Annotated in this window: 26 protein-coding genes; 14 read left to right on the top strand and 12 right to left on the bottom strand. The window is 61.7% G+C overall.

Features of this window, described 5'->3' with window-relative positions; all coding sequences use genetic code 11:
* Positions 1-35 precede the first annotated feature (35 nt).
* Genes ACB033_RS21005 through ACB033_RS20995 form a run of 3 tightly spaced genes read left to right on the top strand, consistent with a single transcriptional unit; the run spans position 36 to position 3,248 of the window.
* Complete coding sequence (locus ACB033_RS21005) at positions 36-1,946, top strand: ABC transporter ATP-binding protein (protein ID WP_054543459.1); 1,911 nt, start codon at positions 36-38, stop codon at positions 1,944-1,946.
* The gene (locus ACB033_RS21000; RefSeq protein ID WP_162519835.1) at positions 1,939-2,400 is read left to right on the top strand and encodes a DUF2390 domain-containing protein; all 462 of its coding nucleotides are present in this window, start codon (positions 1,939-1,941) and stop codon (positions 2,398-2,400) included. Before ACB033_RS21005 ends, ACB033_RS21000 begins: the two co-directional genes overlap by 8 nt.
* Entirely contained in the window at positions 2,394-3,248 is an 855-nt protein-coding gene (locus tag ACB033_RS20995) for a 23S rRNA (adenine(2030)-N(6))-methyltransferase RlmJ (RefSeq protein WP_371140725.1), read from the top strand. The genes ACB033_RS21000 and ACB033_RS20995 overlap by 7 nt, the downstream gene beginning before the upstream one ends.
* A 94-nt stretch (positions 3,249-3,342) precedes the next feature.
* Here the strand turns inward: ACB033_RS20995 and ACB033_RS20990 are convergent, their stop codons facing one another.
* A complete protein-coding gene (locus ACB033_RS20990) occupies positions 3,343-3,549 on the bottom strand; it encodes a hypothetical protein (RefSeq protein WP_026139273.1) in 207 nt (68 codons plus the stop codon).
* A gap of 186 nt (positions 3,550-3,735) precedes the next feature.
* Between ACB033_RS20990 and ACB033_RS20985 the strand changes: the two genes are divergently transcribed.
* From ACB033_RS20985 to ACB033_RS20955, 7 genes are all read left to right on the top strand, one after another.
* Positions 3,736-4,098 (top strand): DUF2061 domain-containing protein, encoded by a 363-nt coding sequence (locus tag ACB033_RS20985; protein ID WP_139724827.1) that lies wholly within the window; start codon positions 3,736-3,738, stop codon positions 4,096-4,098.
* A gap of 100 nt (positions 4,099-4,198) precedes the next feature.
* Positions 4,199-4,789, top strand: coding sequence for an MliC family protein (locus tag ACB033_RS20980; protein WP_139724830.1), 591 nt, complete (start codon positions 4,199-4,201; stop codon positions 4,787-4,789).
* A 335-nt stretch (positions 4,790-5,124) separates the two neighbouring features.
* Positions 5,125-5,553, top strand: coding sequence for a VOC family protein (locus tag ACB033_RS20975; protein ID WP_139724832.1), 429 nt, complete (start codon positions 5,125-5,127; stop codon positions 5,551-5,553).
* 321 nt (positions 5,554-5,874) lie between these two features.
* Positions 5,875-7,314, top strand: a complete 1,440-nt coding sequence (locus ACB033_RS20970; protein ID WP_139724833.1) for a hypothetical protein — start codon at positions 5,875-5,877, stop codon at positions 7,312-7,314.
* A gap of 264 nt (positions 7,315-7,578) precedes the next feature.
* The gene (locus ACB033_RS20965) at positions 7,579-7,863 is read left to right on the top strand and encodes a hypothetical protein (RefSeq protein WP_139724835.1); all 285 of its coding nucleotides are present in this window, start codon (positions 7,579-7,581) and stop codon (positions 7,861-7,863) included.
* A gap of 153 nt (positions 7,864-8,016) precedes the next feature.
* On the top strand, positions 8,017-8,655 hold the full coding sequence (locus tag ACB033_RS20960; protein WP_371140724.1) for a hypothetical protein: 639 nt from the start codon (positions 8,017-8,019) through the stop codon (positions 8,653-8,655).
* Positions 8,656-8,803: 148 nt separating this feature from the next.
* Positions 8,804-9,058, top strand: coding sequence for a MerR family DNA-binding transcriptional regulator (locus tag ACB033_RS20955; protein WP_139724837.1), 255 nt, complete (start codon positions 8,804-8,806; stop codon positions 9,056-9,058).
* On the opposite strand, the gene putP is transcribed toward ACB033_RS20955, so the two are convergent.
* The 11 genes from putP to ACB033_RS20900 all read right to left on the bottom strand — a co-directional run bounded on the left by putP (position 9,051) and on the right by ACB033_RS20900 (position 20,779).
* On the bottom strand, positions 9,051-10,568 hold the full coding sequence (gene putP, locus ACB033_RS20950; protein WP_139724839.1) for a sodium/proline symporter PutP: 1,518 nt from the start codon (positions 10,566-10,568) through the stop codon (positions 9,051-9,053). The genes ACB033_RS20955 and putP overlap by 8 nt on opposite strands.
* A gap of 288 nt (positions 10,569-10,856) precedes the next feature.
* On the bottom strand, positions 10,857-11,783 hold the full coding sequence (locus ACB033_RS20945) for a L,D-transpeptidase family protein (protein ID WP_005304791.1): 927 nt from the start codon (positions 11,781-11,783) through the stop codon (positions 10,857-10,859).
* Between the two features lie 187 nt (positions 11,784-11,970).
* Complete coding sequence (locus ACB033_RS20940) at positions 11,971-13,212, bottom strand: mechanosensitive ion channel family protein (protein ID WP_139724841.1); 1,242 nt, start codon at positions 13,210-13,212, stop codon at positions 11,971-11,973.
* A gap of 122 nt (positions 13,213-13,334) precedes the next feature.
* Positions 13,335-14,534: an acetate kinase gene (locus tag ACB033_RS20935; RefSeq protein WP_005304795.1), complete on the bottom strand. Its 1,200-nt coding sequence runs from the start codon at positions 14,532-14,534 to the stop codon at positions 13,335-13,337.
* 174 nt (positions 14,535-14,708) lie between these two features.
* Positions 14,709-15,179, bottom strand: a complete 471-nt coding sequence (locus ACB033_RS20930) for a YhcH/YjgK/YiaL family protein (protein ID WP_139724843.1) — start codon at positions 15,177-15,179, stop codon at positions 14,709-14,711.
* A gap of 309 nt (positions 15,180-15,488) precedes the next feature.
* Positions 15,489-16,595 carry a 1-acyl-sn-glycerol-3-phosphate acyltransferase gene (locus ACB033_RS20925; protein ID WP_010636222.1) on the bottom strand — a complete coding sequence of 369 codons (1,107 nt, stop codon included), beginning with the start codon at positions 16,593-16,595 and terminating at the stop codon, positions 15,489-15,491.
* A 155-nt stretch (positions 16,596-16,750) separates the two neighbouring features.
* Positions 16,751-18,355 carry a multicopper oxidase CueO gene (gene cueO / locus ACB033_RS20920; RefSeq protein ID WP_139724845.1) on the bottom strand — a complete coding sequence of 535 codons (1,605 nt, stop codon included), beginning with the start codon at positions 18,353-18,355 and terminating at the stop codon, positions 16,751-16,753.
* 126 nt (positions 18,356-18,481) lie between these two features.
* Entirely contained in the window at positions 18,482-18,610 is a 129-nt protein-coding gene (locus ACB033_RS20915) for a hypothetical protein (protein ID WP_275056081.1), read from the bottom strand.
* Positions 18,607-19,299 (bottom strand): aspartate/glutamate racemase family protein, encoded by a 693-nt coding sequence (locus tag ACB033_RS20910; RefSeq protein ID WP_139724847.1) that lies wholly within the window; start codon positions 19,297-19,299, stop codon positions 18,607-18,609. The genes ACB033_RS20915 and ACB033_RS20910 overlap by 4 nt, the downstream gene beginning before the upstream one ends.
* A gap of 168 nt (positions 19,300-19,467) precedes the next feature.
* Positions 19,468-20,058 carry a LysE family translocator gene (locus ACB033_RS20905; RefSeq protein WP_016351931.1) on the bottom strand — a complete coding sequence of 197 codons (591 nt, stop codon included), beginning with the start codon at positions 20,056-20,058 and terminating at the stop codon, positions 19,468-19,470.
* A gap of 124 nt (positions 20,059-20,182) precedes the next feature.
* The gene (locus ACB033_RS20900; protein ID WP_005304811.1) at positions 20,183-20,779 is read right to left on the bottom strand and encodes a LysE family translocator; all 597 of its coding nucleotides are present in this window, start codon (positions 20,777-20,779) and stop codon (positions 20,183-20,185) included.
* A 117-nt stretch (positions 20,780-20,896) separates the two neighbouring features.
* On the opposite strand from ACB033_RS20900, the gene ACB033_RS20895 reads away from it, so the two are divergent.
* The 4 genes from ACB033_RS20895 to ACB033_RS20880 all read left to right on the top strand — a co-directional run bounded on the left by ACB033_RS20895 (position 20,897) and on the right by ACB033_RS20880 (position 25,658).
* A complete protein-coding gene (locus ACB033_RS20895; protein ID WP_139724849.1) occupies positions 20,897-22,273 on the top strand; it encodes a PLP-dependent aminotransferase family protein in 1,377 nt (458 codons plus the stop codon).
* 41 nt (positions 22,274-22,314) lie between these two features.
* Positions 22,315-22,779: a hypothetical protein gene (locus ACB033_RS20890; RefSeq protein WP_139724851.1), complete on the top strand. Its 465-nt coding sequence runs from the start codon at positions 22,315-22,317 to the stop codon at positions 22,777-22,779.
* Between the two features lie 93 nt (positions 22,780-22,872).
* On the top strand, positions 22,873-24,939 hold the full coding sequence (locus tag ACB033_RS20885) for a hypothetical protein (protein ID WP_371140723.1): 2,067 nt from the start codon (positions 22,873-22,875) through the stop codon (positions 24,937-24,939).
* On the top strand, positions 24,909-25,658 hold the full coding sequence (locus ACB033_RS20880; protein WP_139724855.1) for a DUF3142 domain-containing protein: 750 nt from the start codon (positions 24,909-24,911) through the stop codon (positions 25,656-25,658). Before ACB033_RS20885 ends, ACB033_RS20880 begins: the two co-directional genes overlap by 31 nt.
* Positions 25,659-25,722 lie beyond the last annotated feature (64 nt).

The raw sequence follows: 25,722 nt of genomic DNA, 5'->3' as shown, positions 1-25,722 counted from the left end.
TTTTTCTCCTTCATTTGAGCCAAGCAGACCAATCCATGATAGTTGCCAGTCAAATCGAACTGATCCGCGGCGGCCGCAAGCTGCTGGACAACGCATCCGCCACCATTCACCCCGGCCACAAAGTGGGTCTGGTGGGCAAGAACGGCTGTGGCAAGTCCACCTTTTTTGCACTGGTACGGGGCGAGCTGGCCATCGACAGCGGCAGCTTCAGCCTGCCCGCCGGCTGGCAGATTGCCGGGGTGGCACAGGAGACCCCGGCGCTGGACTGCTCCGCCCTCGACTACGTGATCGACGGCGACAAGGAGTTCCGCGCGCTGGAGGCCGAGCTCGCCCAGGCCGAGCGGGATGACAACGGTCTGCTGGTGGCCGAGCTGCACGGCAAGCTCGACACCATAGGCGCCTACAGCATTCGCGCCCGCGCAGCCGAGCTGTTGCACGGCCTCGGCTTTGGCGACGAGCAGCTTGGCTCGCCGGTGCGCAGCTTCTCCGGTGGCTGGCGCATGCGCCTGAACCTCGCCCAGGCGCTGCTCTGCCGCTCCGATCTGCTGCTGCTCGATGAACCGACCAACCACCTGGATCTCGACGCCGTCATCTGGCTGGAGAAGTGGCTCAAGGGCTATCAGGGCACACTCGTCTTGATTTCTCACGACCGTGACTTCCTCGACTCTGTGGTGACTCGCATCATCCATATCGAGAACGGCAAGCTCAACGAATACAGCGGCGGCTACTCCGACTTCGAACTGCAGCGCGCCGAACACCTGGCCCAGCAGCAGTCCATGTACGAGAAGCAGCAGCGGGAGATGGCCCACATGCAATCCTATGTGGACCGCTTCCGCTACAAGGCCTCCAAGGCACGCCAAGCCCAGAGCCGATTGAAGGCCATGGAGCGGATGGAGAAGATCCTGCCCGCCCACGCCGACTCCGAGTTCAGCTTCGAGTTTCGCGAGCCGTCGGCCCTGCCGACCCCGCTGATTGCCATGGAGAACCTCAGCGCCGGTTACGGCGACAAGGTGATCCTGGAGAAGATCAAACTCAACCTGGTGCCCGGTTCACGCATCGGCCTGCTCGGTCGCAACGGCGCCGGCAAATCCACCTTCATCAAGATGCTGGCGGGTTCCAACCCGCCGCTCTCCGGCAAGCTGGAAGTGAGCGCCGGGGTGAGCATCGGCTACTTCGCCCAGCATCAGCTGGAGACCCTGCGCCTGGATGACTCCCCCCTCGATCATCTGGTACGCCTCGCGCCGGACAAAACCGAGCAGGAGCTGCGCAACTACCTGGGCAGCTTTGGCTTTCACGGTGACAAGGCGCTGGACAAGGTGGCCCCCTTCTCCGGCGGCGAGAAGGCGCGACTGGTGCTGGCTCTCATCACCTGGCAAAAACCCAACCTGCTGCTGCTGGATGAACCGACCAACCACCTGGATCTGGAGATGCGCCACGCCCTGACCATGGCGCTGCAAGGGTTCGAGGGGGCCATGGTGGTGGTCTCCCACGACCGTCACCTGCTGCGTACCACCACAGATGACTTCTATCTGGTGCACGGTGGCCGGGTCGAGGCCTTCGACGGCGATCTGGACGACTACCACAAGTGGCTCGGCGAGCAGGAGAAAGAGGCCAACGCCAAACAGGACGACGGCGTCGTCTCCGCCAACTCGGCGGTGGCGCGCAAGGATCAGAAGCGGCGCGAGGCGGAGTTCCGGCAAGCGACCCGACCACTGCGCCAGAAGCTGGAGAAGCTCGAAACCAGCATGGAGAAGCTGCAGGCCAAGCTGGCCGCGGTGGAAGAGCAGCTGGCCGATCCCGCCATCTATGAAGAGAGCGCCAAGCAGAAGCTCTCCGAACTGCTCAAGTCCCAGGGCCCCATCAAGGAGGAGCTGGAAGGGGTGGAGCTGGAGTGGATGAGCCTCAGTGAGGAGCTCGAAACCATGGAGCAGGCCTTCCTTGCGTGACGAACAGCTGATGACGAGCGAGCGGATCGACGCCCACGAACTGCCGGGCCCGCTCGACTTCTGGCACTGGAGCGGCGAAATCTACGGTGCGCGCAGTCAGGACTGGCTCAGCGTGCAGGCACTGGGGGGCAACGTCAACCTGGCCCTGTTGCTGCACCGGCTTGATCAGAGCAGCATCCCGGTGGATCTCACCGACCTGCAACCGGCGCTGGTGCAGACCGAGGCGGTGCTCGGCCCCTGGCGCACCCTGCGAGCGAGCGCCAAGGCGCGGCTCGGCGAGCAGGAGTATCAGGCCATGCTGGCCCACGAGCTGGAGCTGGAGCGACTGCAACAAGGGGTGCTGCTGCAGACCCTGCGCAGCCTCACCCTGGTGCGCGGCGACAGCCGCAACCTGTTGAACTATCTATCGTTACTGGGGGCCCAGCAGGGCCCCCTCAGAGACCTAATATGCTGAGTTATCGCCACGCCTTTCACGCCGGCAACCACGCCGACGTGCTGAAACACGCCGTCCAGGCCCTGATCATCGAGTCCCTCAAGAAGAAGGAGAAACCCTTCATCGTGCTGGACACCCATGCCGGTGGCGGTCTCTACGACCTGCGCGGCGACTGGTCGCAGAAGAAGGCGGAATATGCCGACGGCATCGGCCGGCTGTGGGACGAGCGGGCCCAGTGGTCTGCCATGGCCCCCTATCTCGGCGTCATCGAGGAGATGAACAGCGATGGTCAGTTGCGCTACTACCCCGGCTCGCCGGAGCTGTCGCGCCGCCTCGCCCGCGAGCAGGACAAGCTGGCACTGATGGAGCTGCACAACAACGAGGTGGAGGACCTGCTCGCCAACATGGGTTACGACCCCCGCGTCGCCGTGCACCATCGCGATGGCTTTGAGGGGCTGGTGGCCCTGCTGCCGCCCACCCCGCGCCGCGGCCTGGTGCTGATCGACCCCCCCTATGAGCTGAAGGAAGATTACTTCGCAGTGGTCGATACCCTGAAAAAGGCGCAAAAGCGCTGGGCCACCGGCATCTACGCCCTCTGGTATCCCATTCTGGGGGAAGAGGTGGACAAGTCCCGCGACATGCTGCGCGCCATCAAGCGGGAAAACTTCGGCAACGTCCTGGTGGCCGAGCTGGAAGTGGCCGGCCAGACCAAGGACTGGGGCATGAACGGCTCTGGCATGCTGATAGTGAGCCCTCCCTGGCTGCTGGACGAGCAGATTGAAGCCTTCTTGAAACCTCTGTGCGCCAAGCTGGCGCAGGGCGCCGGCGCCCAGTACAAGGTGGAGTGGCTCAACAAGGTTGAAGCGTAACGCCTTGCATCACTCGCACACAGCCAAGGGCCTGCCACTGCAGGCCCTTTTTATTGGCAGGATCGGCGGGCAGCTCGAGTGCCCTGGCTGGCAATCAGGGGCCGGAGGATCTGTCCAGGTGCAAGACCAGCAACAGCAGGGCCAACAGACCCAAGGGTGGAAACAGGGAGAGCAAAGCGCAAAGGGTGGCGATCAGGGCGGGGCGCTCGCTTCTGCGACGAGCCAGCCAATAGGCCAGTACCCCTACGATGATCATCAGCAACAGGATGAACTGCCCCATCAGGGTGGCGTTGATATTCATATGCATGAAAGCTCCTTTTTCATGGCAAAGGCTCACTCTAGCGCCGCTGTGGCCCCAGGCAACTCCCAATCCGGTGAGGGTGCTCTCACTTGATAGGTCGTCCCTATCCAACCATTAGATGAGAATGGTTTTCATTTAATGGGATTTCGGGGGATACTCTGTTCATCACCAGAGGGAGCCTTTGCCATGAAAAAGACCATCAGCTTTGCCGTTTTGCACTTCACCGTGGCCTTCACCGTGGCTTACCTGCTGACCGGTGAACTGCTCACCGCCAGCCTGATCGCCCTGATCGAACCCGCCGTCAACACGGTCGCCTTCTACTTCCATGATCTTAGCTGGCACAAGCTCAAGCCCCACCACAGTCTGCAGGCCAAGACCAGCAGCTTCGCCCTGGTGCACTTCTCGGTGGCCTTTGGCGTCGCCTATCTGCTGAGCGGCGAGCTGCTCACTGGCGGCGTGATGGCGATGATCGAGCCTGCCATCAACACCGTCGTGTTCTTCTTCCACGAGCGGCTGTGGCGCGCCCGCCAGTCCCTGGCGCTCGCCTGATCTCCCTCCCCTTGTCTGGGGCCGCCCGGCGCAAAAAATGCTCGGCGGCCCAGCGCCATTGTGCTTTAGTAGCCGGGTCCCCCTTGCTGGAGCCCCCTCGATGAACAAGACCTTGCTTGCCACTCTGCTGTTTGCCCCTTTATTGGCCACCGCAGCCACCCCCTCCTTCGATTGCGCCAAGGCAAAAGGCGCCGCCGAAACCCTTATCTGCAAGGATGCCGCGCTGGCGGCGCTGGATAACGAGCTGGCGGCCCTCTACCCCAAGGCAATTGCCGCGTTCTCACCCGAGCAGCAGAAAACCGAGCGCGCCATCCAGCGCGGCTGGATCAAGGGGCGCAACGACTGCTGGAAGGCGAGCGATCTGCGCCAGTGCGTGGAAGATAGCTACCAGCTGCGGATCACCGAACTGCAGATCAAGGGCGGCCAGCTGATGGTGCCAAGCCCGGTGGACTACCAGTGTGGCAATAATGTCACCCTCTCCACCTACTTCTACAACGAGGCCAAGCGGCCCGCCGCGGTGATCAACCTGGACGAGGGTGAGGGTACTGACCCGCTGCAGGTGCTCGCCTATGAAACCCCCAGCGCCAGCGGTGCCCGTTATGAAGGGCAAAACCTCACCCTCTTTACCAAGGGGGGCGAAGCCAGGCTGGAGCGTGTCGGCCAGCCAACTCTCTCCTGCACGCAGCGCTAATCCAGAAGCCAATCACTTGGGGACGGCGGCATCCACGCCGCCTTCTCCTGCCCACCCCCTCCGCTCTCGCCATATCTATCAATTTATTGATCTTGCTCAGAAATAACTCGCTGCCCCCTTTTCCCCCATCCAAGGGGCGTTACTATAGCCAAATGGCAACACACACCTCGCCGGAGTCTCCCCATGAGCCATGCCAACCCTCTCACAGGTAACAAGCAGCACACTGGAAGCTGAAATTCAGGGGCGGTAGCCATGCCATCGGCTGGCCAACCCCTGTTGCTCACAGCAAGGGGCCGGCCAGCGGCTCATCCACAACATGCAAAGCAAGGTGGTGTATGGAAATACAAACACTGCATCGCGGTCGGCTGATCGACCATCTCCAGCTGGTGGTGAAAGATCTGGCCGCCAGCCAGCGTTTTTACACGGCCGCACTGGCCGCCCTCGACATCCCCATAGGTGGCGCCGGTGAGGGTTACTTCTGGGCAGACGAGCTGTTTGTCACCGCCATCGACAGCCCGGCGGCGCTGGGAGCATTGACCGGCCGCCATCACCTCGCCTTTCAGGCGCAAGACCGCGCCACAGTGGATCGCTTCTATCAGGCGGCGCTGGCCAATGGGGGCCAGGACAACGGCGCCCCCGGCGAGCGGGTCTATCACCCCGGTTATTACGCCGCCTTTGTCCTCGATCCGGATGGCAACAATATCGAAGCGGTTTATCACGGTGAGACAACACGCAGTGCGGAGTCGGTGGAAATTAGGTTTTAGAAAGAGAGCGTAACACCGATGATTTGGAGTCCCGCTATCAAGCAGCAAGGCGACAATACCTTGCTTAATAGTGTGGTGTCCTGATTCTCTTATTACTGTATTTTTATGCAGTCGTAATGAAATAGCCAAAAGAGGAAGTCAAGCGAATACGGACTGGTATAACACCAAGCCGATGACGCTATGATTTAAAATAAATTTTTCCTTAACTGAGATAAAGCCGACACTGAATTATATGGAAGGCTCGATTATCGGATTAGTACCGCCCTCCATCTAATCATTGTTAGTGTTCTCATGCCCCCTCAATAAATCAAGGATTAGATAATGGGAAAAATTAAAAACCCAGCCACTATTTCTAGCGAATTCGGCATAGATGTGGCTGTATTGGATAAGCTTGGGGTTGTAAACGTACTACTGAATACAGATACCTTGGTTTTTATAGACCCACTGTTATTGGAGGATAGTGCTCACAAGGAAATTAGTGAAGGAGCCTATCAATCCTATAGAGATCGTTTTGAACAAATTATCAAGCTTTTGTCCGTATCTAAAGCCGTAGATGATGTTCCATGGCGTAATGCAAAAAGACTTTTCCACTTCTCAGAAATTAGCTGGACTTGTTTGGGCTATGGTACAACCGTAAAGGGATCAGGCTTTGGAAAGGATCTAATCTCTAGCACACTTGATACCGCTTCTCAGATTGTCGCGCTCGGTGTGAATGATATAGCGCTTTTTATGGCATTAGCTTTATTCGAGGAAGGTATCGGGCCTGATCGAATCAGCGATATGACAACCAACATTATTCTTTCCGACTTAATTTCGTTTTCAGATAGAGTCAATAAAACTCTAAAAATACCGACAAAACCATTTAAAGTCGGAATCAACAACTACAACCTTGTAGTTAATCCGTATTCAGAACAACCTCTAATTTTTGTGCCAAATGATATTGTGCGCGATTTACCAATTGCGTCAGATTGGAGTGATATATCGCGCGTTGTAAGAGAAAATGAAGAACTTAGAGAGCGGGTCAATAATCACGTTGGTGAGATCTGGGCAACAATGACCAAAAAGCAGAAGCAGAGACTCAAACAAGCCGCCCTGAAAAGCAAAGAGGCTTTCCAACAAGTAATGGATATGATTCGTGAAGTAGAGCCTAAGCCATATGACTTTAAAAGTGACAGAAATGGTGAGTCATTTTGGACCGAATTACTAAAACAAATCCCCAGAGACTACCCCTACGATCTTTCTAGGTATGCTAATAGGAAACTAAGCGCTAATGAAGTTGTAGAAGTTGTTAATAAAATACTAAGCCAGTTTCAGGATTTAATAGAGAACAAGGGGCTATGGAAAGAGCTTTGGGACGAGAATGAAAAACCTAGAAAGGAAAAAGCATCTCAACGGCTTTTCTTTGCTGTCGCTTATAGTTATTGCAAGGCTAACAATATTGATTTAACTCCTGAAGCAGATTCCGGCAACGGGCCTGTAGACTTTAAGCTTTCTAAGGGTTTTGACTCTAAACTTGTGGTCGAAATAAAATTATCCACCAATGGCAGTTTGATTCATGGATATGAAAAGCAACTAGAGACATATAAGAAAGCTGATGACACAGATTTAGGTATTTTTCTGATTATCGACGTTGGCGGAATTGGTAGAAAATATAGTGAAGTACAAAAAATTAGAAATGATTTCATAAAGGAATATGGTAAAGCATCCGACATTTGGTACGTCGATGGGAATCAAAAAGCGTCTGCAAGCAAAAGAACCTAACAATTCGCTGCACTCGGAATAATTACTCGCTACGTTCTTAATTTCCCAGTGAACAAGGCGTTAACCGCCATTCATAGTAAATGGTGTACGAAAATCTGGAACACTCATTATATCGATAGCTGATTAGCCTGACAAGGTGGGCACCCCAAAATTTATTCCAAACGTTTTTATGATAAAGTTGGTACAGAGTTGTACGGAAGGCTCGACTATCGGATTAGTACAGTCTTCCATCTAATCACTGTGAGGCACATTAGGGATAGTTCTATGAGTATGGTTTCGTACTGGAAAGAACCTAAAGCAATCCATGTTGATGATGGCTTAGTTCTTATCATTGGTCGCTACGACCACAAGAATCAGAATAATGGTGGCGAAAAAGCACTTGGGGTTCATTGGGGGGATTACCCGCAATCCAGAGGAATTCTGAGCCCTTGCGTTATACCTTCCGCAACTAGAAGTGCAATCCTCTCCGGCCTTTTGCATCAAGCAGTCACAAAAGGAGATATGGCTCAAATAGCTTCTATTACAATGGCCATCGAGTTCTTTAATTAAAAAATTAAAACACCCACCATCTCGATAGCAAACTAGCTTGGCAAGGTGGGTGTCCCAATACTTAGTCAATACTTCGATATTCCGTCCCTATATTCCCACGTGGTTGTAGGTGCGGCTGGATATTAGGGCGCTAAAATGGGAGCCCTCACATATATGAAGACTAAAATCATAGGCGTACTGAGTCATTTACTTGGGAGAAAGCAGGATAAAACTGCTCCAGATATAAAAGATGTTTTCAAGGACTCCAGTTTTATCCACTTATCTGAAAATGCATACTGCGGTTACCCAACTCCAATGCTTTCAGACCATTCAATCGGAGCTTATTTCGTTCGCTTCCTCGTTTCAGAAAATAGTCTGGGAATGCTTTTCCGAGTCCTATCCCAAACTGGATATGTAGTGGACCCTGAGTTGAACATGCAGGTGCTAAATCGCTCAGGGGATCCTGCGAGCAAGAAGTTCATGCTTATTCAGCACTCTTCTTTTGCTGGAACGGTAGTCTCATTTGCCAGTGATGACCTTGATGTGATTGACGCTCTCCAGCAGACAAGGTTAGATCCGCCTCTTCCAGCAGACTCCTTCCCATCCATTGACCCCGAAAGCTTGGGCTCGCTTCAGGGTGACATGGAATACTGGTGGACGTATTTGTGGCTGCCGTTCTGGGAGGCATTGAACCAAGAGGAGCGCTTAGCACTGAACCTTGAACCGGAATGGCGTGAGTTTTTTGCAATTCATTATTCATCAGCCTCTTCTTCATTCACTGGTAAAAATCTGGGATCTCCACCATCTCGATAGCAGACTTGCCTGACAGGGTGGGTGTCCTCTGTCAGCCGTCCCCCGTCAATTCCTACCAATCCAACTCACCCCTCCCCGGTGTGGATGCATTCCCCCCTGCCGCTGGCCTATAGTGGGCTCCTTTCACACCACCTTTACGGGCAGCACCATGTATATCGGCGAATTTGCCCGGCTGGCGGGCACCACACCCAAGGCGGTCCGTCTCTACGAGCAGCTCGGGCTGCTGCCCGAGCCCAAGCGGCACGGCAAGTATCGCGCCTACCGGGTAGAGGTTCTGGAATGGGCCAGCTTTATCCGAGAGGCCCAGCGACTTTGTTGCAAGCTGGGTGAACTGGTCCCCTTGCTCATAAAAAAGCCCCGCGATGCGGGGCTTTTTGTTATCGGCAGTAGCCAACTCAGTTGACGGTTGCAGGCTGACCCAGCGCATCCGGCGGGGTCTGGAACTCGCGCTCGGCGTCGTCGAAGCGCTCCAGCATGGCCTTGGAGGGGGCCTTGTCCAGCAGGCTGAACACCACAATGGCGAGCCCGGAGAAGAGGAAGCCCGGGATGATTTCATAGAGTCCCAGCCAGCCGAACTGCTTCCAGACGATGACGGTCAGGGCGCCCACCAGCATGCCCGCCAGGGCGCCGTTGCGGGTCATCCGCGACCAGAGCACGGAGAGCAGCACCACGGGGCCGAAGGCGGCACCAAAGCCGGCCCAGGCGTAGCTCACCAGCCCCAGTACCCGGTTCTCCGGATTCATGGCAACGCTGATGGCGATGAGCGCGATCACCAGCACCATGGCACGACCGACCCACACCAGCTCCTGCTGGGAGGCGTTCTTGCGCAGGAACGGCTTGTAGAGATCCTCGGTGATGGCGCTGGAGCAGACCAGCAGCTGGCAACTGAGGGTACTCATCACCGCCGCCAGGATGGCGGAGAGCAGCACGCCGGCGATCCAGGGGTTGAACAGGATCTTGGAGAGCTCGATAAAGACCCGCTCAGGGTTGGCAGTCACGCCGCCAGCCTGCTCGGTGAAGGTGGAGAAGTAGGAGAGGCCGAAGAAGCCGATGGCCACGGCGCCGCCCAGGCACAGCACCATCCAGGTCATGCTGATGCGACGGGCATTGGTCATGGAGTGGTGGGAGTCCGCCGCCATGAAGCGCGCCAGGATGTGGGGCTGGCCGAAGTAGCCCAGGCCCCATGCCATCAGCGAGATGATGGCGATGAAGTCCAGGTTCTTGAACATGTCGAGGTTGCCGGCGTTCTGCGCCGCCACCTGCACCATGGCGGTGTCGATGCCGCCCACCGCGATGATGACGAACACCGGGGTGAGGATCAGGGCGAAGATCATCAGGGTAGCCTGCACGGTATCGGTCCAGCTCACCGCGAGGAAGCCACCGAAGAAGGTGTAGGTGATGGTGGCCGCGGCACCGACCCAGAGGGCGGTGTCATAACTCATGCCGAAGGTGCTCTCGAACAGGCGGGCACCGGCCACCACGCCGGAGGCGCAGTAGATGGTGAAGAACAGCAGGATCACCAGGGCGGAGAGGATGCGCAGCACCCGGCTCTTGTCTTCGAAGCGGTAGGTGAAGTAGTCCGGCAGGGTCAGGGCGTTGCGGTTCTTCTCGGTATGCACCCGCAGCCGGCCGGCGACCCAGCGCCAGTTGAGGTAGGCGCCCAGGGTGAGGCCGATGGCGATCCAGCTCTCGGAGATGCCGCCGATGAAGACGGCGCCCGGCAAGCCCATCAGGAGCCAGCCGCTCATGTCGGAGGCACCGGCGGAGAGAGCGGTCACCCAGCTCCCCATTCGGCGGCCGCCGAGGATGTAGTCGTCAAAGTTGCGGGTGGCGCGATAGGCGATAAAGCCGATCAGAACCATCCCGAGGATATACACCAGAAAGGTGATGAGCATGGGTGTGCTGGCTGTCATTCAAAACTCCGTTATGTGACGTGTGTGCCCGTTCTGACGACGGACTCTTCCTTAAAAAAACCGCCCTAGCTTAATCAGCAGATCCCATGACCTCAACCTTTTTTAACAAACAGAAAACACAATATAAACGTTTCATCTTTAACCAACAGACCAGCTTTGCCCCGTTCCGCCAGATTTTATCCTGACGCAGCAACTGCTTATCCACCTGGCATGTTCAGGGGACCGATCCCGCCACGGCGGCAAAAAAAAGCCCCGACCAGAAGTCGGGGCCATCTCGGCAGGCGCCAATCAGCGATTGATCGCGATCGGCATGCCGCTGCGCTGCTCCAGCGCCTGCTTGACCAGCTGGGAGTCGCTGTCGGCGTGGGCGATGAAGCGGGTCACCGCCGGGGTCATCGGCAGCGGCGCAGGCAGGCTGGAGTTGAACTCCTCCTGATTGCGGGAGAGCGGCTGATGCACTTCCAGGTAGCGGCGGCCATCCGGCTCGACACTGGCCTTGATGGGCTGGTTGACGAACTGGACGCGGGTACCGACCGGCACCTTCTTGAACAGGTACTCGATGTCGTCGTTGCGCAGGCGCACGCAGCCGTGGCTCACCCGCAGGCCGATGCCGAACTGGGCGTTGGTGCCGTGGATGGCGTACATCTTGCCGATGTAGAGCGCGAACAGCCCCATGGGATTGTCCGGGCCGGCCGGCCACACGGCCGGCAGGGTCTCGCCACGGGCGGCATATTCGGCATGCATCTTGGCGGTCGGGGTCCAGGTCGGGCCCGCCTTCTTGCGCTGCACGCTGGTCACCCAGTTTTCCGGGGTGTCGGTACCGAGCTGGCCGATGCCGATGGGCAGCACTTCCACCACCTTCTTGCCTTTCGGGTAGTAGTAGAGGCGCATCTCGGCCACGTTCAGCACGATCCCTTCACGGGGCGCATCCGGCAGGATCAGCTGGTGCGGCACGATCAGCTTCTCGCCGGTCTGCAGCAGCAGGGGATCCGCCTTGGGGTTGGCCTCCAGCATGTTGGTCAGCCCCAGCTGGAATTTGGCGGCGGCAGCCTCCAGCGGCTGGCCATTTTCTTCGGCCGGGACCACGTATTCCAGATTTTCACCCACCAGGCGGCTGTTGGCCGCAGGCAGGGCGTATTCAACAGCGAGCGCAGGCGCGGCGCCCAAGAGGAGGCTGCAGCACAGCGCGGCCGCAGTAGTGTGGAGGAGCTTCATAACTTTCCTGTAATGGATGACGTGGTTCAAGACTCTGGGCTGACCCGGGAGCGGCAGGCGATCCGGGGGGCGAAGAGAAGGCCGCCATTTTTCTCCTCTGCCGGGCAAATTTCAACTGACAAGTGGCGGCGGGTCAGCGATTAATATCGCTTTTTTTATCCGCCACCAGCCCTTGTCTGATGGCCGTTCACCCCTTTTGCCAGGCGCGCATATCGTAACCTGTGGGAGATTGGTGCAACCGCAGATGAAATTGCTCGATGATGGCAAAAATGTGGTCGAAAATGTCGGCCTGGATCCCTTCGTAATCGGTCCAGGCGGTGGTCGCCGTGAAGCAGTAGATCTCCAGCGGCAGGCCGTCCGTGGTCGGCGCCAGCTGGCGCACCATCAGGGTCATGTCCTTGCGAATGCCGGGGTGGGCGCGCAGGTAGGCGTCCAGATAGGCGCGCAGGGTGCCTAGGTTGGTGAGGTGGCGGCCGTTGATGGGGCAACTGATGGCATCGCTCAGCTGCTGGTTGTAGGCGCTCAGCTCCTGCTCCTTGCGGCTCAGATAGGGCGCCAGCAGCTGGGCCTGCTTGAGCTGCAACTGTTCGTCCGCCGTCAGGAAGCGCACGCTGGTCATGTCGATGTTGACGCTGCGCTTGATGCGCCGCCCGCCCGACTCCGTCATCCCCTGCCAGTTCTTGAAGGAGTCGGAGATGAGGGCATAGGTGGGGATGGTGGTGATGGTCTTGTCCCAGTTCGACACCTTGACCGTGGTGAGGCCGATGTCGGTCACCTCGCCATCCGCGCCGTACTTGTCCATCTGCAGCCAGTCGCCGACGCTCAGCATGCGGTTGGCGGAGAGCTGAATGCCGGCCACCAGGCCGAGAATGGGGTCCTTGAACACCAGCATCAATACCGCGGTCATGGCACCCAGACCGCTGAACAGGAACAGCGGTGACTTGCCGAGCAGCAGGGCGATCATCAGGATGCCCACCAGGATGCTGCCCACCAGCTTCACCCCCTGGAAGATACCGCGCAGGGGCAGATCCCGCCCGAGCCGGGTGTAGCGGCTCACCGACAGCAGGCAGTCGAGGAGGGCGAACAGCGCCAGCAGCAGGAACAGCAGGATCCAGAGCTGGGCCACCGTCTCTATGAGCTGCAGGCTTTCGGAGTCGCGCGGCAGCCAGATCTCGGCCTGCCCCAGCAGCACAGCCCCCTGCAACACGAAGGCGAGCCGGTAGAACAGCCGCTGCTGCAGTTGGGGCGGCAGCCACACCTGCATGGTCTTGCCGAGCACGCCCACCAGCCGCACCAGCAGCACCCGGTGCAGCAGCATGTGCAGCACCAGCGAGGTGAGCACGATGAAGCCGAGGGCGATCACCAGCCCCGTCATGCCGGTCACCTCCAGCCCGAGCCCGGCCAGCCAGCGAAAAATCGTCTCCTTCATCCCATCCTCCTGTGCGTGAAACTGCGGTCAGGGTACGTATCTGCCACCCCATGTCAAATGGGCACCGGCCCACAAACGACAACGCCCGGCAGGGGCCGGGCGTTGTCTGGGAGCGAGGGGCGTTAGCCGACCAGGCTCAGGGCATCGCGGGCGATGACCAGCTCTTCGTTGGTGGGCATCACCAGCGCCAGGCGGCTGCCTTCGGCGGTGATGGGGCCCTCGCCGCCCAGCACGGCGGCGTTGTTGGCTTCCTTGTCGACCTTGAAGCCGAACAGGGCCAGACGATCCAGCACCATCTCGCGCACCATGGCGGCGTTCTCACCGATACCGCCGGTGAACACCAGGGCGTCCAGGCGACCATCCATGGCGGCAGCGTAGGCGCCGACATACTTGGCCACCCGGTAGGTGAACACGTCCAGCGCACGCTTGGCACCGGCGTCGGTGGCGTAATTGGAAGTGACGTAGCGGCAGTCACTGCTCGCCTCTGTCATGCCCAGCAGGCCGGACTCGCGGGTCAGGGTGTGGTTGATCTGCTCCACGCTGTAACCGAGCTGGTCGTGCATGAAGAAGACCACGGCGGGATCGATGTCGCCGGAGCGGGTACCCATCGCCAGCCCTTCCAGCGGGGTCAGCCCCATGGAGGTGTCGACGGATTCGCCGCCACGGATGGCGCAGACGGAAGCGCCGTTACCCAGGTGGCAGTTGATGATGTTGAGCTCTTCGAGCGGCTTGCCCAGCGCCTTGGCGGTCTCTTCTGCGATGAAGCGGTGGGAGGTGCCGTGGGCGCCGTAACGACGGATGCCGTTCTCTTTGTAGAGCTTGTAGGGCAGCGCGTAGAGGTAGGCTTCCTCTGGCAGGGTCTGGTGGAAGGCGGTGTCGAACACGGCCACGTTCTTCTCTGCCAGCGCCGGGAAGACCTTGAGGGCGGCACGGATGCCGATGAGGTGCGCCGGGTTGTGCAGGGGAGCGAACGGAATGGCGGCTTCGATGCCGGCGATCACGCTGTCATCGATGCGAACGGAACGGGAGAACTGCTCGCCGCCGTGCACGATGCGATGGCCGATGGCCACCAGCTGCTCGGCCAGGGTCGGATCCTGCGGCAGGATGTGACCCACGATGTGGTCGAGGGCTTCCTGGTGCGCGGCACCCGCGCCCAGCATGGCCTCGCCCTTGACGCCGTGGAGTTTCCATTTGATACGTGCATCATCCAGATTGAAGCATTCGGCCAGGCCGGACAGCATGTCCTCACCTGTTTCGGCGTCCATTACGGCAAATTTCAGGGAAGAGCTACCGCAGTTAAGGATCAATACCAACTTGCTCATGTTCTACATCTTCCTGTGCTTCGGCTTTATGCCGACAGTGTCGTGTCATCCAACATGGATGGGATTCCCCTGCCGGGGGCTTATGGTCGCAGGAAAGTGCGCCCAATTTTTCAATATGTTAAGTGCAAATCCGGATGATTCCGGTCACTCGTCTCAGTCAGGCTGCGCCAGCGGTTACAGGCCGGCCAGCAGATCCCGGCGCACCTTGACCACCAGCTTCTTCACCTTGGCCGGCGGGTTGGGGGTGCAGAGGGGGCGATGCAGTTCTCCCGGCCAGAAGATGGCGAAGTCGCCGGGCTGCAACGCCAGATAACTGGTCTGTTCGTCGTCGACGAACCAGAGATCGGGATGGGGGTGATCCGCCCCTTCGCTCGCGTAGGTGTGCGGGCCGACCCCGATCCACTCCTCGCCGGCGAGCAGCAGCTGGATGTCCAGGTACTGCTGATGGAACTCGCCACGGCGATCCGCCGCCGGCTCGGTCAGCTCTTCGCTCACCAGGCAGAACAGCTTGAGGCCGTCGACCTCCTGCTTGCCGAGCGGAGCATGCCGCCACCGGTCGACGCTTTGCACCACCTCGACCAGGATGCGGTCGAGCGGGGCGGGCAGCGGCGTACGCTGCAAGGTATTCAGACTGCCGGTGATCATGGCGCTTCCTTAGGTGTATTCAGGCGACATCTTAGCCGCAAAATGAAAAAGGACCCGTTGAAGGTCCTTGTGTCACACCGTCTGCTATCCGTGCAGACCGGGATGGAGCCATGGCTCTCTCCGGCGTGGTGAGTGCACTGTTACACACTCATCCTCGGCTTGCCAAGCGGGGCAAGCGTGTTCGCCAGGTGATCGTACCAGCTGAAACAATATTATTCACTACTCCATTGCCGGCGACTTTGACCAGACGCAAAAACGGGAGCATCTGCTCCCGTTTTTTTCACATCACCTGGTCAAAACCGGTGTCATTCAAGCCTTGGCGGCGTTCTCCACCGGTTTGGCGTACATGGCACGCCAGATGGCCTTGTGCTCTTCCGGTACCTCGGACTGACGGCTCAGGAAGGCGGCCTGTTCGATGGTATTGGCGTGGCCTGCCACATCCGCAGCCAGGTAGTTGCCCGGGAAGAGGCGGTAGTTGCCCCAGATCGCCTTGTCGATCAGCGCCGCCAGTTCGTCCGGATCGCTGAAGCCTTCGGTGATGGGGGCGCCGAAGGAGACGTGTACCCGCCCCTTCTGGCCGACGATGCCGGCGACTATGCTCTCGATGTCCTCGAACTCGCCCTTCTCGTAGCTGCCGTTGATGGACTTCTCGTACAGCTCGCGCGCCTTGGCCTTGTCGGTGGGATCCAGCTCGTAGCTGATGCTGACCGGCACGATATTGAGGCTGCGCATGTAGTCGACGAACTCGATCTTCTGCTTCTTGCCGTCCACGTAGAACATCTTGAGGATGGCCGGATCCGTCTTGTCATCGCCGTTCTTGGCGCGCCCTTCCTTCTGGGCAATCCAGATGGAGTGGCCTTCGTGCACCGACTGGCCGATGTAGGCAGACAGCTCGCCGAGCGCCTTCATCATCTCCCGCGGCCCCTTGGCGGAGCGCTTGACGATGAAGCTCTTGTTGAGCTTCATCAGCTCGGTGGCGCAGGGTTTACGCAGCAGGTTGTCGCCGATGGCAATGCGCACGGTATCGAAACCATGGGTGTGCAGACCCCAGTTGACGAACGCCGGATCCATGGCGATGTCCCTGTGGTTGGAGACAAACAGGTAGCCCTGCTCTTTTTTAAGATGCTCAAGCCCGGAGAAGGTCACCCCCTGGGTGGAGGTGGCGATCATCCGGCTCATGTAGCGGGTCACCCCCATCTGCACCTGATGGATGGTGGTCACCTTGGACCACTTGTAGCGCAGGAACTGGCGGATCAGCGGGCGAATGGCCCAGCCCAGCCAGCTCATCAGGGAGCCGAAGCGATACTTGGCGATGGCGCCGATGAATTCATCATCCCGGATCAGCCGCTCGATGGCTGCCGGTACTTCCTCATCGCGGTAGGGGCGAATGTCCGCGAATCTATCTACTTCTGTCACAATGTCAGCCTTGCGTGTAAGGAGTCGCGGCCGGCGTGCGCCGGCCGGAAAATTCAGGGCGCAATTTTACACGCTTTTATGCCGAGGGGTATGCGGCGCAGCCAGATAGTGAGATCTGACCAGTAAAAAACAATGGCCCCGAACGGGCCATTATTTCACTCTTCCACCGTGAACGAGAGCATCATGCCGGTGTCTTCATGCTCCAGCAGATGGCAGTGAGCCATGTAGGCCCGCTCCTTCGGCGCCGTGTGATCGAAGCGCACCAGCACCTCGCTGCGCCCGCCCTCCACCTTGACGATATCCTTCCAGCCGGCGCGGTGAGGGGCCACCGGCTGACCGTTCTCGCTCAGGATCCGGAAACGGGTGCCGTGAATGTGGAAGGGGTGCAACATCATGTCCCCCTCCCCCGAGATGATCCAGCGCTCGGTGCGGCCGCGCTTGACCGCAAACTGCGGGTCGTTCATGGCGAAGGCCTGGCCGTTGATGCGGTTGCCGCCATGCAAGTCCAGCGCGCCGCCCGCTTGCTTCATGTCGGCCATGTCGCCGTGATCCATTCCTGCCATCCCGTCGCCTTGCCCGCCCATCTTCATCCCGGCCATGCTGCCCGTATCGCCGTGATCCATGCTCATGCCCGCCATGGCGCCGTGGCCGTAGCGGCTCATCAGCGCCTGCATCCCCTGCCGGTCCAGCTCGGGATCCATCGACAGGGTCAGGGTGCGGCTCGGCAACTCTTGAGTGGCGGGCAGCGCAGGCAGCCGCGCCAGGCTGTCCGGCAGGCGTCCCTTGCCCTCGATGAGGGAGGGCCGGATCCGCAGCAGCGGCAGGGCCGCATCGAACGGCGCCAGGGTCATCCCCATCTGGCGCACCGGCAGGGTGAGCAGGTCGAACGCCTGGCCGTTGCGGGCATCCACCATGACCTCGAAGCGCTCCCCCGGCAGCAGCGCCAGCTCGCTCAGCGCCACCGGCTCCGCCAGCAGGCCGCCATCGCTGCCGATCACATACAAGGGGCGGCCATCGCTGGTTGCAAGCGTGAGGGAGCGGGCATTACAGCCGTTGAGCAGCCGCAACCGCAGCCAGCCGCGAGGGGCGTCGTGGGCCGGATAGACGGCGCCGTTGGTCAGCATCAGATCGCCGAACCAGCCGACCGCCGCGCTCATCACGTCCAGCTGGTAGTCCACCTGATCCCGCCCATCGAGGCGCTTGTCCTGCAGCACCAGCGGGATGTCGTCCACCCCCCAGCGTTGCGGCAGCGGCAGCCGCAGGCTCTCCTCGTCGTCGAGGATGAAGAGCCCGGCCAGCCCCATGGCCACCTGATGGCCGGTCTGTCCGTGGGTATGGGGGTGATACCAGCAGGTGGCCGCCGGCTGCTCGATGCGAAACGCCGCCTGCCACTCTTTGCCGGAGGGGATGCTGGCCTGCGGGCCACCATCGGCGGTGCCCGGCACCTCCAGCCCGTGCCAATGTATCGTGGTGGTCTCCGCCAGCTGGTTGGCGACCCGGACTCGCACCGCCTGCCCCTGGCGGGCACGCAATGTGGGGCCAAGCAGGTTGCCGTTGTAGCCCCAGCTGCGGGTCGGCTGACGTCGCCACTGCATCTGGCCCGGCTGGGCCCTGAGCTGGAACAGGCCGCTGGCGTCCGCCTCCAGCAGCGCAGGAATAGGCAGGGCTGGGCGCTCGGCGGCAAGCGCCCGCCCCCACCAGGGCAAGGCACCGGCAACACCGACGGCGGTGGAGAGTTTGAGAAAATCGCGACGCTGCATGAGTCACTCCTCGTTGGCCAAAGCGGACCTTCAGCCTATGCAGCAACCCTGCGGCAAGGTCAAGCCCTGCCGAGCCGGCGGCCGGACAGTTTCTGGCTTATCCGCTTGCCAGCAGAGCCATGGTCGTCAAGCCAGCGCCAGACTCACCGCCGCCTCGGCGTGAATCGCGGTGGTGTCGTAGAGCGGCACCGTGGCGCCGGCATATTCCAACCCACTATTTGCCTCATCCGCTTGCCAGCAGACCCCTATCGTCAAGCCAGCGCCAGACTCACCGCCGCCTCGGCGTGAATCGAAGTGGTGTCGTAGAGCGGCACCGCGGCGTCGGCCTCCCCCACCAGCAGGGCTATCTCGGTGCAGCCGAGGATCACAGCCTGGGCGCCCGCATCGGCCAGCGCGCGGATGATGGCCAGGTACTCAGCCCGCGAGGCGTCGCGAATGTCGCCGAGGCACAGCTCGTCATAAATGATGCGGTGCACCCGCTCCCGCTGCGCCGCATCAGGCACCAGCACCTCCAGCCCGAACTTCTCCTGCAAGCGCCCCTTGTAGAAATCCTGCTCCATGGTGAAACGGGTACCGAGCAGACCGACTATCTGGATCCCGTCCGCTTGCAGCTGACGTGCGGTGGCATCGGCGATATGGAGCAGCGGGATGTCGATGGCGGCCTCAATCTCGGGCGCTACCTTGTGCATGGTGTTGGTGCCGATCAGCAGAAAATCGGCGCCACCGGCCTGGATGGCCCGCGCCTCGGCCGCCAGCAGGCGGGCGGTAGCGGGCCAATCCCCGACATGCTGCAGCCGCTCTATCTCGGCAAAGTCGACGCTGCTCAGCAGCACCCGCGCCGAGTGCAGGCCGCCGAGCCGTTCGCGCACGCCCCGGTTGAGCGCCTGATAGTAGCTGACGGTGGACTCCCAGCTCATGCCACCCAGCAGACCGATACATTTCATGGGATCTCCTTCTGTGAACCGATCGTGTAAATCGATCGTGCAAACCGATTGTGTACACCGATAGTGCAAACCGAGCAGAGGGCGGCGCGCGTCATCGCACCGCCCAGGAATAAAAAAGGCCCCGCAGGGCCAACAAGACAGCCGGTAAAGGCCCGGGCACAGCCCGGACTAAATCCAGATCATCAGCACGCAGGCCGCCGTGGCGACCCCCATGCCGAGGTTGAAACGACGCCAGCCTCTGGCGGTGCGAATGAGGCGGCGCACCTGGGCACCGAACAGCACCCAGAAGGCCCCGGTATAGAGGCCGGTAATAAAGAAGATGGCGAGCACCCAGATGGCGGAGGGCCAGTAGGCCTCCCCCGCCAGGGTGAAACCGCTGATGGCGGAGAGCGCCATCATCCACGCCTTGGGGTTGAGCAGCTGCAGCATGGCCCCCTGATGGGCCGGGATCAGCGGCCGGTTGCCCTCGGCCGGGCCGCTGGCGGTCGCCACCTTCCAGGCCAGCCAGAGCAGGTAGGCCGAGCCGATGAGCTTGAGCCCGTCGTGCAGCAGCGGCAGCTGCTCGAACATCACCCCCAGCCCCAGCGCCGTGGCCAGGATCATCAGGTTGATCCCCCCCACTACCCCCACCAGCAGGGGCACGCTGCGGCGAAAGCCCTGGGCCGCACCGGCGCTGGTGAGCAGCATGTTGTTGGGGCCCGGCGTGCCGCAAGTGATGAGGGCAAAGCCCGCCAGGGGAAGCAACCAGTTCAGATCCATCTCAACCTCTTGATGATGCAGGGCGCCGACTCGGCGACAAGCCTTCTAATATGCAGAGCCGGTGCCCGTCAGACAAGGCCGCAAATGCACTTTCTTCGCATCTTTATGCGGCCTCTGGCAGCACTCAGTACCAGAGCATCACCACGCAGAGCGCAGTCAGCGCCCCCAGGCTGCCGTTGAGGCGGCGCCAGCCCCGATCCGTGCTGATCCAGTTGCTGAGCTGATGGCCGAACAGCACCCAGACGAAGCAGACCGGCAGCGCCACCAGCACGAACATGGCCATCACCGCGAACTGGCTCGGCCAGTAGCTGGCACCGGGCAGGCTGAACAGACTGATGGCGGAGATCCCCATCATCCAGGCCTTGGGGTTGAGAAACTGAAAGCCCAGCCCCTCCAGCAGGGTCAGCGGACGGGCGCGCCGGGCCGGATCACCGGGAGCGCCGGCCACCGCGATGCGCCATGCCAGCCACAGCAGATAAAGGCTGCCGAAGATCTGTAAGCCAAGGCGCAGCAGCGGCCAGCGCTCGAACAGGGGGTAGAGCCCCAGCGCCAGCACCATCTGCAGCACCGGCTGACCCACCGCCACCCCGATCAGATGGGGCAGGGTGCGGCGCACCCCGAAGTTGGCGCCGGAGGCGGTCAGCATGAGGTTGTTGGGGCCCGGCGTGCCGCAGGTGAGCACCGCAAAGCCAAACAGGGTGGCATACCATTCGATCGTCATTTTTGTACTCCTGAACTGCGCACATTGTATCGATACAATGTGCTGTTTTTGATTGTTATCGGGTTCAAAATCACGCTATATTGCCGATACATTTCGATCAACGGATTTATTGTCACCATGACAATCTGGACCCCGGACCTCACCCCCTTCGCCGGCCCCCTCTACCTCAAGCTGGTGAAGGCCATCGAGCAAGCCATTCAGGACGGCTCCCTGCCGCCCCAGACCCGGCTCCCCACCCACAGGGCGCTGGCGGACAGGCTGGGGGTCACCGTCGGCACCGTCACCCGCGCCTATGGCGAGGCGGAGCGGCGCGGGCTGCTGGCCGCCCGGGTGGGCCACGGCACCTGGGTCAAGGGGGAGCATGAGGATCCGGCCAACGCCTGGGTGATCCGCAAGGAGGAGGGGCACCGCATCGAGTTGTGGCAGAACCTGCCGGTGCAGCTGGATCGGGCCGCCATCATCCGGCCCATGCTGGCGGAAGTGGCAGACGGGGATCTCAACGCCCTGCTCGGTTATGACAAGGAGGCGGGCCAGCCCGGCCAGCGCCAGCTCTTTATCGACTGGCTGACAGAGCAGGGGGTGGCGGGCAGCGAGGAGCATCTGCTGTTCAGCCACGGCGCCCAGCACGGCATCATGCTCTCCCTGCTGGCCACCGGCTGCGTGGGGGAGATCCTGTTCTGCGAAGGGCTCAGCTACCCCGGCATGCTGGGCAACGCCCGCCAGCTGAAGAATCAGGTGGTGGGGCTGGCGATGGACGAGGAGGGGCTGCTGCCCGACGCGCTGGAGGCGGCCTGCCGCACCCGCCGCGCCAAGCTGCTCTACCTCACCCCCACCCTGCAGAATCCCACCACCGCCACCATGAGCCTGGCGCGGCGCGAGGCCATCATCGCCATCGCCCGCCGTCACGATCTGCTGATCATCGAGGACGACGTCAACGGCCTGCTGCCCCAGCAGCCGGTGACGCCGCTGGTCAATCTGGCGCCGGAGCGGGTCATCTACCTCGGCAGCCTGGCCAAGATCGCCTGCGGTGGCCTGCGGGTCGGCTTCGTGCTGACCCCGCCCCACTTGCGCGGCGCCTTCGCCCAGGCGATGCGACTGTCGAGCTGGATGGTGAGCCCGCTGCTCATCGAGCTGGCCTGCAAGCTGGTGAGCCAGCGCCAGATCATGCCTCTTGTAGAGCAGCAACGGCAGATCCTGGCACGTCGCGGCGAGCTGCTGCGCCACCTGTTACCGGAGGCCTGCTGGCAGGCGGGCTCCATGCACGCCTGGCTGCCGCTGCCCGAGCCCTGGCGCAGCCAGGAGTTTGCCGAGGCCGCCAACGCCCTTGACGTCGGGGTGGCGAGCGGGGAACACTTCGCCGCCGGCCAGTTTGCCGCGCCACAGGGGGTGCGGCTGAGCCTGAGCCAGCCGGCCACCGACGCCCGCGTCGCCGAGGGGCTGGAGCGGCTCGCCGGTCTGCTGCGCGCCGCGCCGCCCACCAATACCCTGCTATAGTCAGCCCGGCCCAGCCCATCCGTGCGCTCAAAGGAGAGCCCATGCACCCAACCCGCGCCCCGCTTTTGCTCCTCACCCTGCTGCTGGGGGGCTGCGCTTCCCCCGCCCATCAACAGCTGGGGGCGGCGCTGAGCGGGCTGGAGGGGGAGTTGCAGCGGCTGGAAGAGGAGCTGGCGGCCATGAACGGCCTTCATTATCAGAAGGCGATCGACGCCCCCTTGAGCCTGCGCCGCCGGCTGGCCGCCCCCGTCCCCACGGCACAAGGGTTGCTGCCCAGCCGCAGCACGCTGACAGACGGCCCCCTGCTGCTCTACGACTACCAACTGCCGGCCGGCATGGCCAGCCTGCCCCTCACCGAGCCCTGCCTGCGCTACGAATTCGAGCTGCGCCACCTGGGTCGCCTCGGCCAGCTCGCCCTGCACTGGCAGGGGGCGGCGGGCTCGGGAGAGCAGTTGATCCAGCAGCGCGACTGCCCCTTTTCCGCCAAGGGGCCCGGTCTGCAGTAGGCCCGCCGCCGGCCGACCTGCCCCTATGGTCAGTTGAAAGGGGCGAAGGCATCTTGTAGCGTGCCAGCATCCCGACTCCTGCTGGAAGCGCCCATGAAACTGACTCCCCTGTGGCTGGCCCTGTGCAGTCTGCCCGCCCTGGCCTGCGGCCCGGATGGCTGCGAGACGCCGCTCACCCTGCAACTGACCGCCGCCCAGTGCCATCTGAACGGGCTGCCGTTCCTCTCCCCCGACAACGACACCCGCACCAACCTGGCACTGCTGCTGGCCGATGAGCAGGCCTTCTCGCTGCCCAAGGCGCCGCTGCCGCTGCCCTTCGCCATCGAGGATCTGCTCAACACGGCCCTGCTCAACCCGACCCAGGCCGAGCCGGCCCCCGCCGGGCCGGATCCCCTGCTGGCGCTGGCCGCCGGTCTTGGCATCGAGCAGAGCATCACCCAGGCCGCCCTGGAGCGGGCCGCCGGCTGGAGCGAGGGGCGCTGCATCAGCAATAACCCGGTCGCGGCCGAAGCCTTCCTGCAGGCGCTGGTCGACACCCCAGCCCTTGGCGCCGACGAGCGCAGCCAGCTGGCCCGCCAGCGGCTGGCCATGCTGGGCCAGTGCGCCCAGCAGGCCGAAACGGCCACGGCGCCGGAGGACAAGACCGCGCCTCTGTCGGCCGCCGGCCAGGGCTTTGCCGACTACCTGGCCGCCAGCCGACTCTTCTATCAGGGGGAGTTCGCGCAGGCCGATGCGCAATTTGCCGCCCTCGCCAGACAGGATCAGCCCTGGCTGAAAGAGACGGCGGATTACATGCGGATCCGGGTCGCCCTCAACCAGTCACAGCAAAGCGCCTTCGATGACTGGGGCTCCCTGGATCGCAACCAGATTGACCAGGCTGCCGTGCAGCGCGCCGAGCAGTTCATCGCCGACTATCACAGCCACTACCCAGAGGGGCGCTATCTCGACTCCGCCAACGGGCTGCTGCGCCGGCTCGCCTGGTTCAAGGGGGACGAGGCGGCGCTGGCCGGCCTGTTCCGGCAGGCGAGCCGCCAGCCGGGCAACCCGGAGCTGCTCAACGAAATAGACCTCAAGCTGCTGATGCAGCCCGGCTTCACCGGCTCAGCCGCCATGCCGCAGCTGACCCTGGTGCAGGATCTGCGCCGGCTGCGGCTGCACGAGAGCTGGGACGAGTGGCAGCCGCTGCAACCCGGCGAGCTGGCCCAGCAGAGCGCCCAGTTTGCCGGCAACCCGGCCTGGCTCGCCTACCTGCAACAGGCCGAGCGCTATTATCTGGCCAAGGATTATGCCGCCGTCATCGCCGCCGCTCCTGCCCTCGGCAAGGGGCCACTCGACAACCTGGCATTCAGCCAGCAGGTGCTCAAGGGCATGGCGCTGGCGGCCAGTCAGGCGCTGCCCGAGGCGGAGCAGCAGTGGCGCGCCCTGCTCGCCAGCCAGCCCACCCCCTTGCAGGATCAGCTGCTGCAACTGGCGCTGGCCATGACCCTGGAGCGGGCCGGCCGACTGGAGCAGGTGTTCGCCAAGGAGAGTCCCATCCAGAGCGATCACTACCGCATTCCGCTGCTGGAGTACGTGGCGCCGGCCCCGCTGCTGCGCCGCATGGTGCAGGATGAGCAGGCTTCCGCCCCCCTGCGCCAGCGCGCCGGCCACACCCTGCGCTACAAGCAGCTGACCCACGGCGACTACCGGGGCTTCCTGCAGGATCTGGCGCTGGCCCCGCTGGCCGCCCCGTTCGACTGGCAAGGGAGCCAGGAGTATCAGTGCCCGGCCCTCACGGCGGTGGTCACCACCCTGGCGGACAACCCCAAATCGCCCAGGGCGCTCAACTGCCTCGGCGAGTTTTTCCTGAGCCAGGGGCTGGACTGGGATCCACTCCTGCAGCGGCCGGGCGCCGACACCCTGGCGGGCAGCCGGGATCTGTTTGCTGGACAGCAGCGCAGCCGACTCGACTGGTATCAACAGGTGATCGCCAACCCCAAGGCCGCCAAGGAGGAGAAGGCCTACGCCCTCTACCGCGCCATCAACTGTTACGCCCCTAGCGGCAACAACAGCTGCGGCAGCCAAGAGATCCCCCTCAGCCAGCGCAAGGGCTGGTTCAACACCCTCAAACGCCAGTACGGAACGAGCCAGTGGGCCAAGCAGCTCAAATATTACTGGTGATACTGGCGCTGCTGGGCGCTGAGGCCAGCGCCGCCGTCGAGGCGAGCCACTACCGCCAGTTCTGGCTGTGGGCCGGGGTCAGGCCCCAGCCGGTGCTGCAGCAGGCCGAGCGGCTCTATCTGCATCAGGGGGAGATAGGCCCCCTCGATGCGCGCCAGCCCGTGCGTTTTCAGGGGCAGGGCATAGCGCCGAGCAAGCTGCCGGTAAAGGAGCTCTGGCTCGCCTATCGGGTGGAGCGGCTCGACTGGGATGAAGCCCTTATCAAGAGCCTGACCAACCAGCTGGCGGCCTGGCAGCGCAAGGGCAATGAGGTGCGCGGCATCCAGATAGACTTCGATGCCCGCACCCACCGGCTGGCGGACTATGGCGACTTCCTGCGCAAACTGCGCAGCCAGCTGCCCGCCGACTGCGCCATCAGCATCACCGGCCTGCTGGACTGGACCCGCACCGGCGACGTCGCCACCCTCAACGCCCTCGCCGGCACGGTCGACGAGCTGGTGGTGCAGACCTACCGTGGCCGCCGCACCGAGCCCGGCTACGTGCGCTACCTGCAAACGCTGACGCGGCTGACACTCCCCTTCAAGGTGGGGCTGGTGCAGGGAGGTGAGTGGGATCAAACGTGGGAAAGCAGGCTGGCCGACTCGGCGGCCTATGGCGGCGTGGTGGTGTTTCTTGTCAATCCGGCGCCCTCTCGCCCCCCCTCTAGTGAGCCCGGGTGAGGGGTTGACCGGCACGGCACCTCTGTAACAGAGTAATAGCTCTTTTTGACTCCATCACATGCCA

It is taken from the genome of Aeromonas sp. S15(2024) (genome assembly GCF_041402265.1).
GTDB classification, from domain to species: Bacteria; Pseudomonadota; Gammaproteobacteria; order Enterobacterales; family Aeromonadaceae; genus Aeromonas; species Aeromonas dhakensis.
Note: the sequence above shows the minus strand (reverse complement) of the source record. Positions and strands in the feature narration are given on the sequence as shown.

What these genes read in the sequence shown, in the direction of transcription:
- ACB033_RS21005 (WP_054543459.1), top strand. Translation starts at nt 36, where the DNA reads ATGATAGTTGCCAGTCAAATCGAACTGATCCGCGGCGGCCGCAAGCTG.
- ACB033_RS20995 (WP_371140725.1), top strand. Translation starts at nt 2,394, where the DNA reads ATGCTGAGTTATCGCCACGCCTTTCACGCCGGCAACCACGCCGACGTG.
- ACB033_RS20990 (WP_026139273.1), bottom strand. Translation starts at nt 3,549, where the DNA reads ATGAATATCAACGCCACCCTGATGGGGCAGTTCATCCTGTTGCTGATG.
- ACB033_RS20985 (WP_139724827.1), top strand. Translation starts at nt 3,736, where the DNA reads ATGAAAAAGACCATCAGCTTTGCCGTTTTGCACTTCACCGTGGCCTTC.
- ACB033_RS20980 (WP_139724830.1), top strand. Translation starts at nt 4,199, where the DNA reads ATGAACAAGACCTTGCTTGCCACTCTGCTGTTTGCCCCTTTATTGGCC.
- ACB033_RS20975 (WP_139724832.1), top strand. Translation starts at nt 5,125, where the DNA reads ATGGAAATACAAACACTGCATCGCGGTCGGCTGATCGACCATCTCCAG.
- ACB033_RS20970 (WP_139724833.1), top strand. Translation starts at nt 5,875, where the DNA reads ATGGGAAAAATTAAAAACCCAGCCACTATTTCTAGCGAATTCGGCATA.
- ACB033_RS20965 (WP_139724835.1), top strand. Translation starts at nt 7,579, where the DNA reads ATGAGTATGGTTTCGTACTGGAAAGAACCTAAAGCAATCCATGTTGAT.
- ACB033_RS20960 (WP_371140724.1), top strand. Translation starts at nt 8,017, where the DNA reads ATGAAGACTAAAATCATAGGCGTACTGAGTCATTTACTTGGGAGAAAG.
- ACB033_RS20955 (WP_139724837.1), top strand. Translation starts at nt 8,804, where the DNA reads ATGTATATCGGCGAATTTGCCCGGCTGGCGGGCACCACACCCAAGGCG.
- putP (WP_139724839.1), bottom strand. Translation starts at nt 10,568, where the DNA reads ATGACAGCCAGCACACCCATGCTCATCACCTTTCTGGTGTATATCCTC.
- ACB033_RS20945 (WP_005304791.1), bottom strand. Translation starts at nt 11,783, where the DNA reads ATGAAGCTCCTCCACACTACTGCGGCCGCGCTGTGCTGCAGCCTCCTC.
- ACB033_RS20940 (WP_139724841.1), bottom strand. Translation starts at nt 13,212, where the DNA reads ATGAAGGAGACGATTTTTCGCTGGCTGGCCGGGCTCGGGCTGGAGGTG.
- ACB033_RS20935 (WP_005304795.1), bottom strand. Translation starts at nt 14,534, where the DNA reads ATGAGCAAGTTGGTATTGATCCTTAACTGCGGTAGCTCTTCCCTGAAA.
- ACB033_RS20930 (WP_139724843.1), bottom strand. Translation starts at nt 15,179, where the DNA reads ATGATCACCGGCAGTCTGAATACCTTGCAGCGTACGCCGCTGCCCGCC.
- cueO (WP_139724845.1), bottom strand. Translation starts at nt 18,355, where the DNA reads ATGCAGCGTCGCGATTTTCTCAAACTCTCCACCGCCGTCGGTGTTGCC.
- ACB033_RS20910 (WP_139724847.1), bottom strand. Translation starts at nt 19,299, where the DNA reads ATGAAATGTATCGGTCTGCTGGGTGGCATGAGCTGGGAGTCCACCGTC.
- ACB033_RS20905 (WP_016351931.1), bottom strand. Translation starts at nt 20,058, where the DNA reads ATGGATCTGAACTGGTTGCTTCCCCTGGCGGGCTTTGCCCTCATCACT.
- ACB033_RS20900 (WP_005304811.1), bottom strand. Translation starts at nt 20,779, where the DNA reads ATGACGATCGAATGGTATGCCACCCTGTTTGGCTTTGCGGTGCTCACC.
- ACB033_RS20895 (WP_139724849.1), top strand. Translation starts at nt 20,897, where the DNA reads ATGACAATCTGGACCCCGGACCTCACCCCCTTCGCCGGCCCCCTCTAC.
- ACB033_RS20890 (WP_139724851.1), top strand. Translation starts at nt 22,315, where the DNA reads ATGCACCCAACCCGCGCCCCGCTTTTGCTCCTCACCCTGCTGCTGGGG.
- ACB033_RS20885 (WP_371140723.1), top strand. Translation starts at nt 22,873, where the DNA reads ATGAAACTGACTCCCCTGTGGCTGGCCCTGTGCAGTCTGCCCGCCCTG.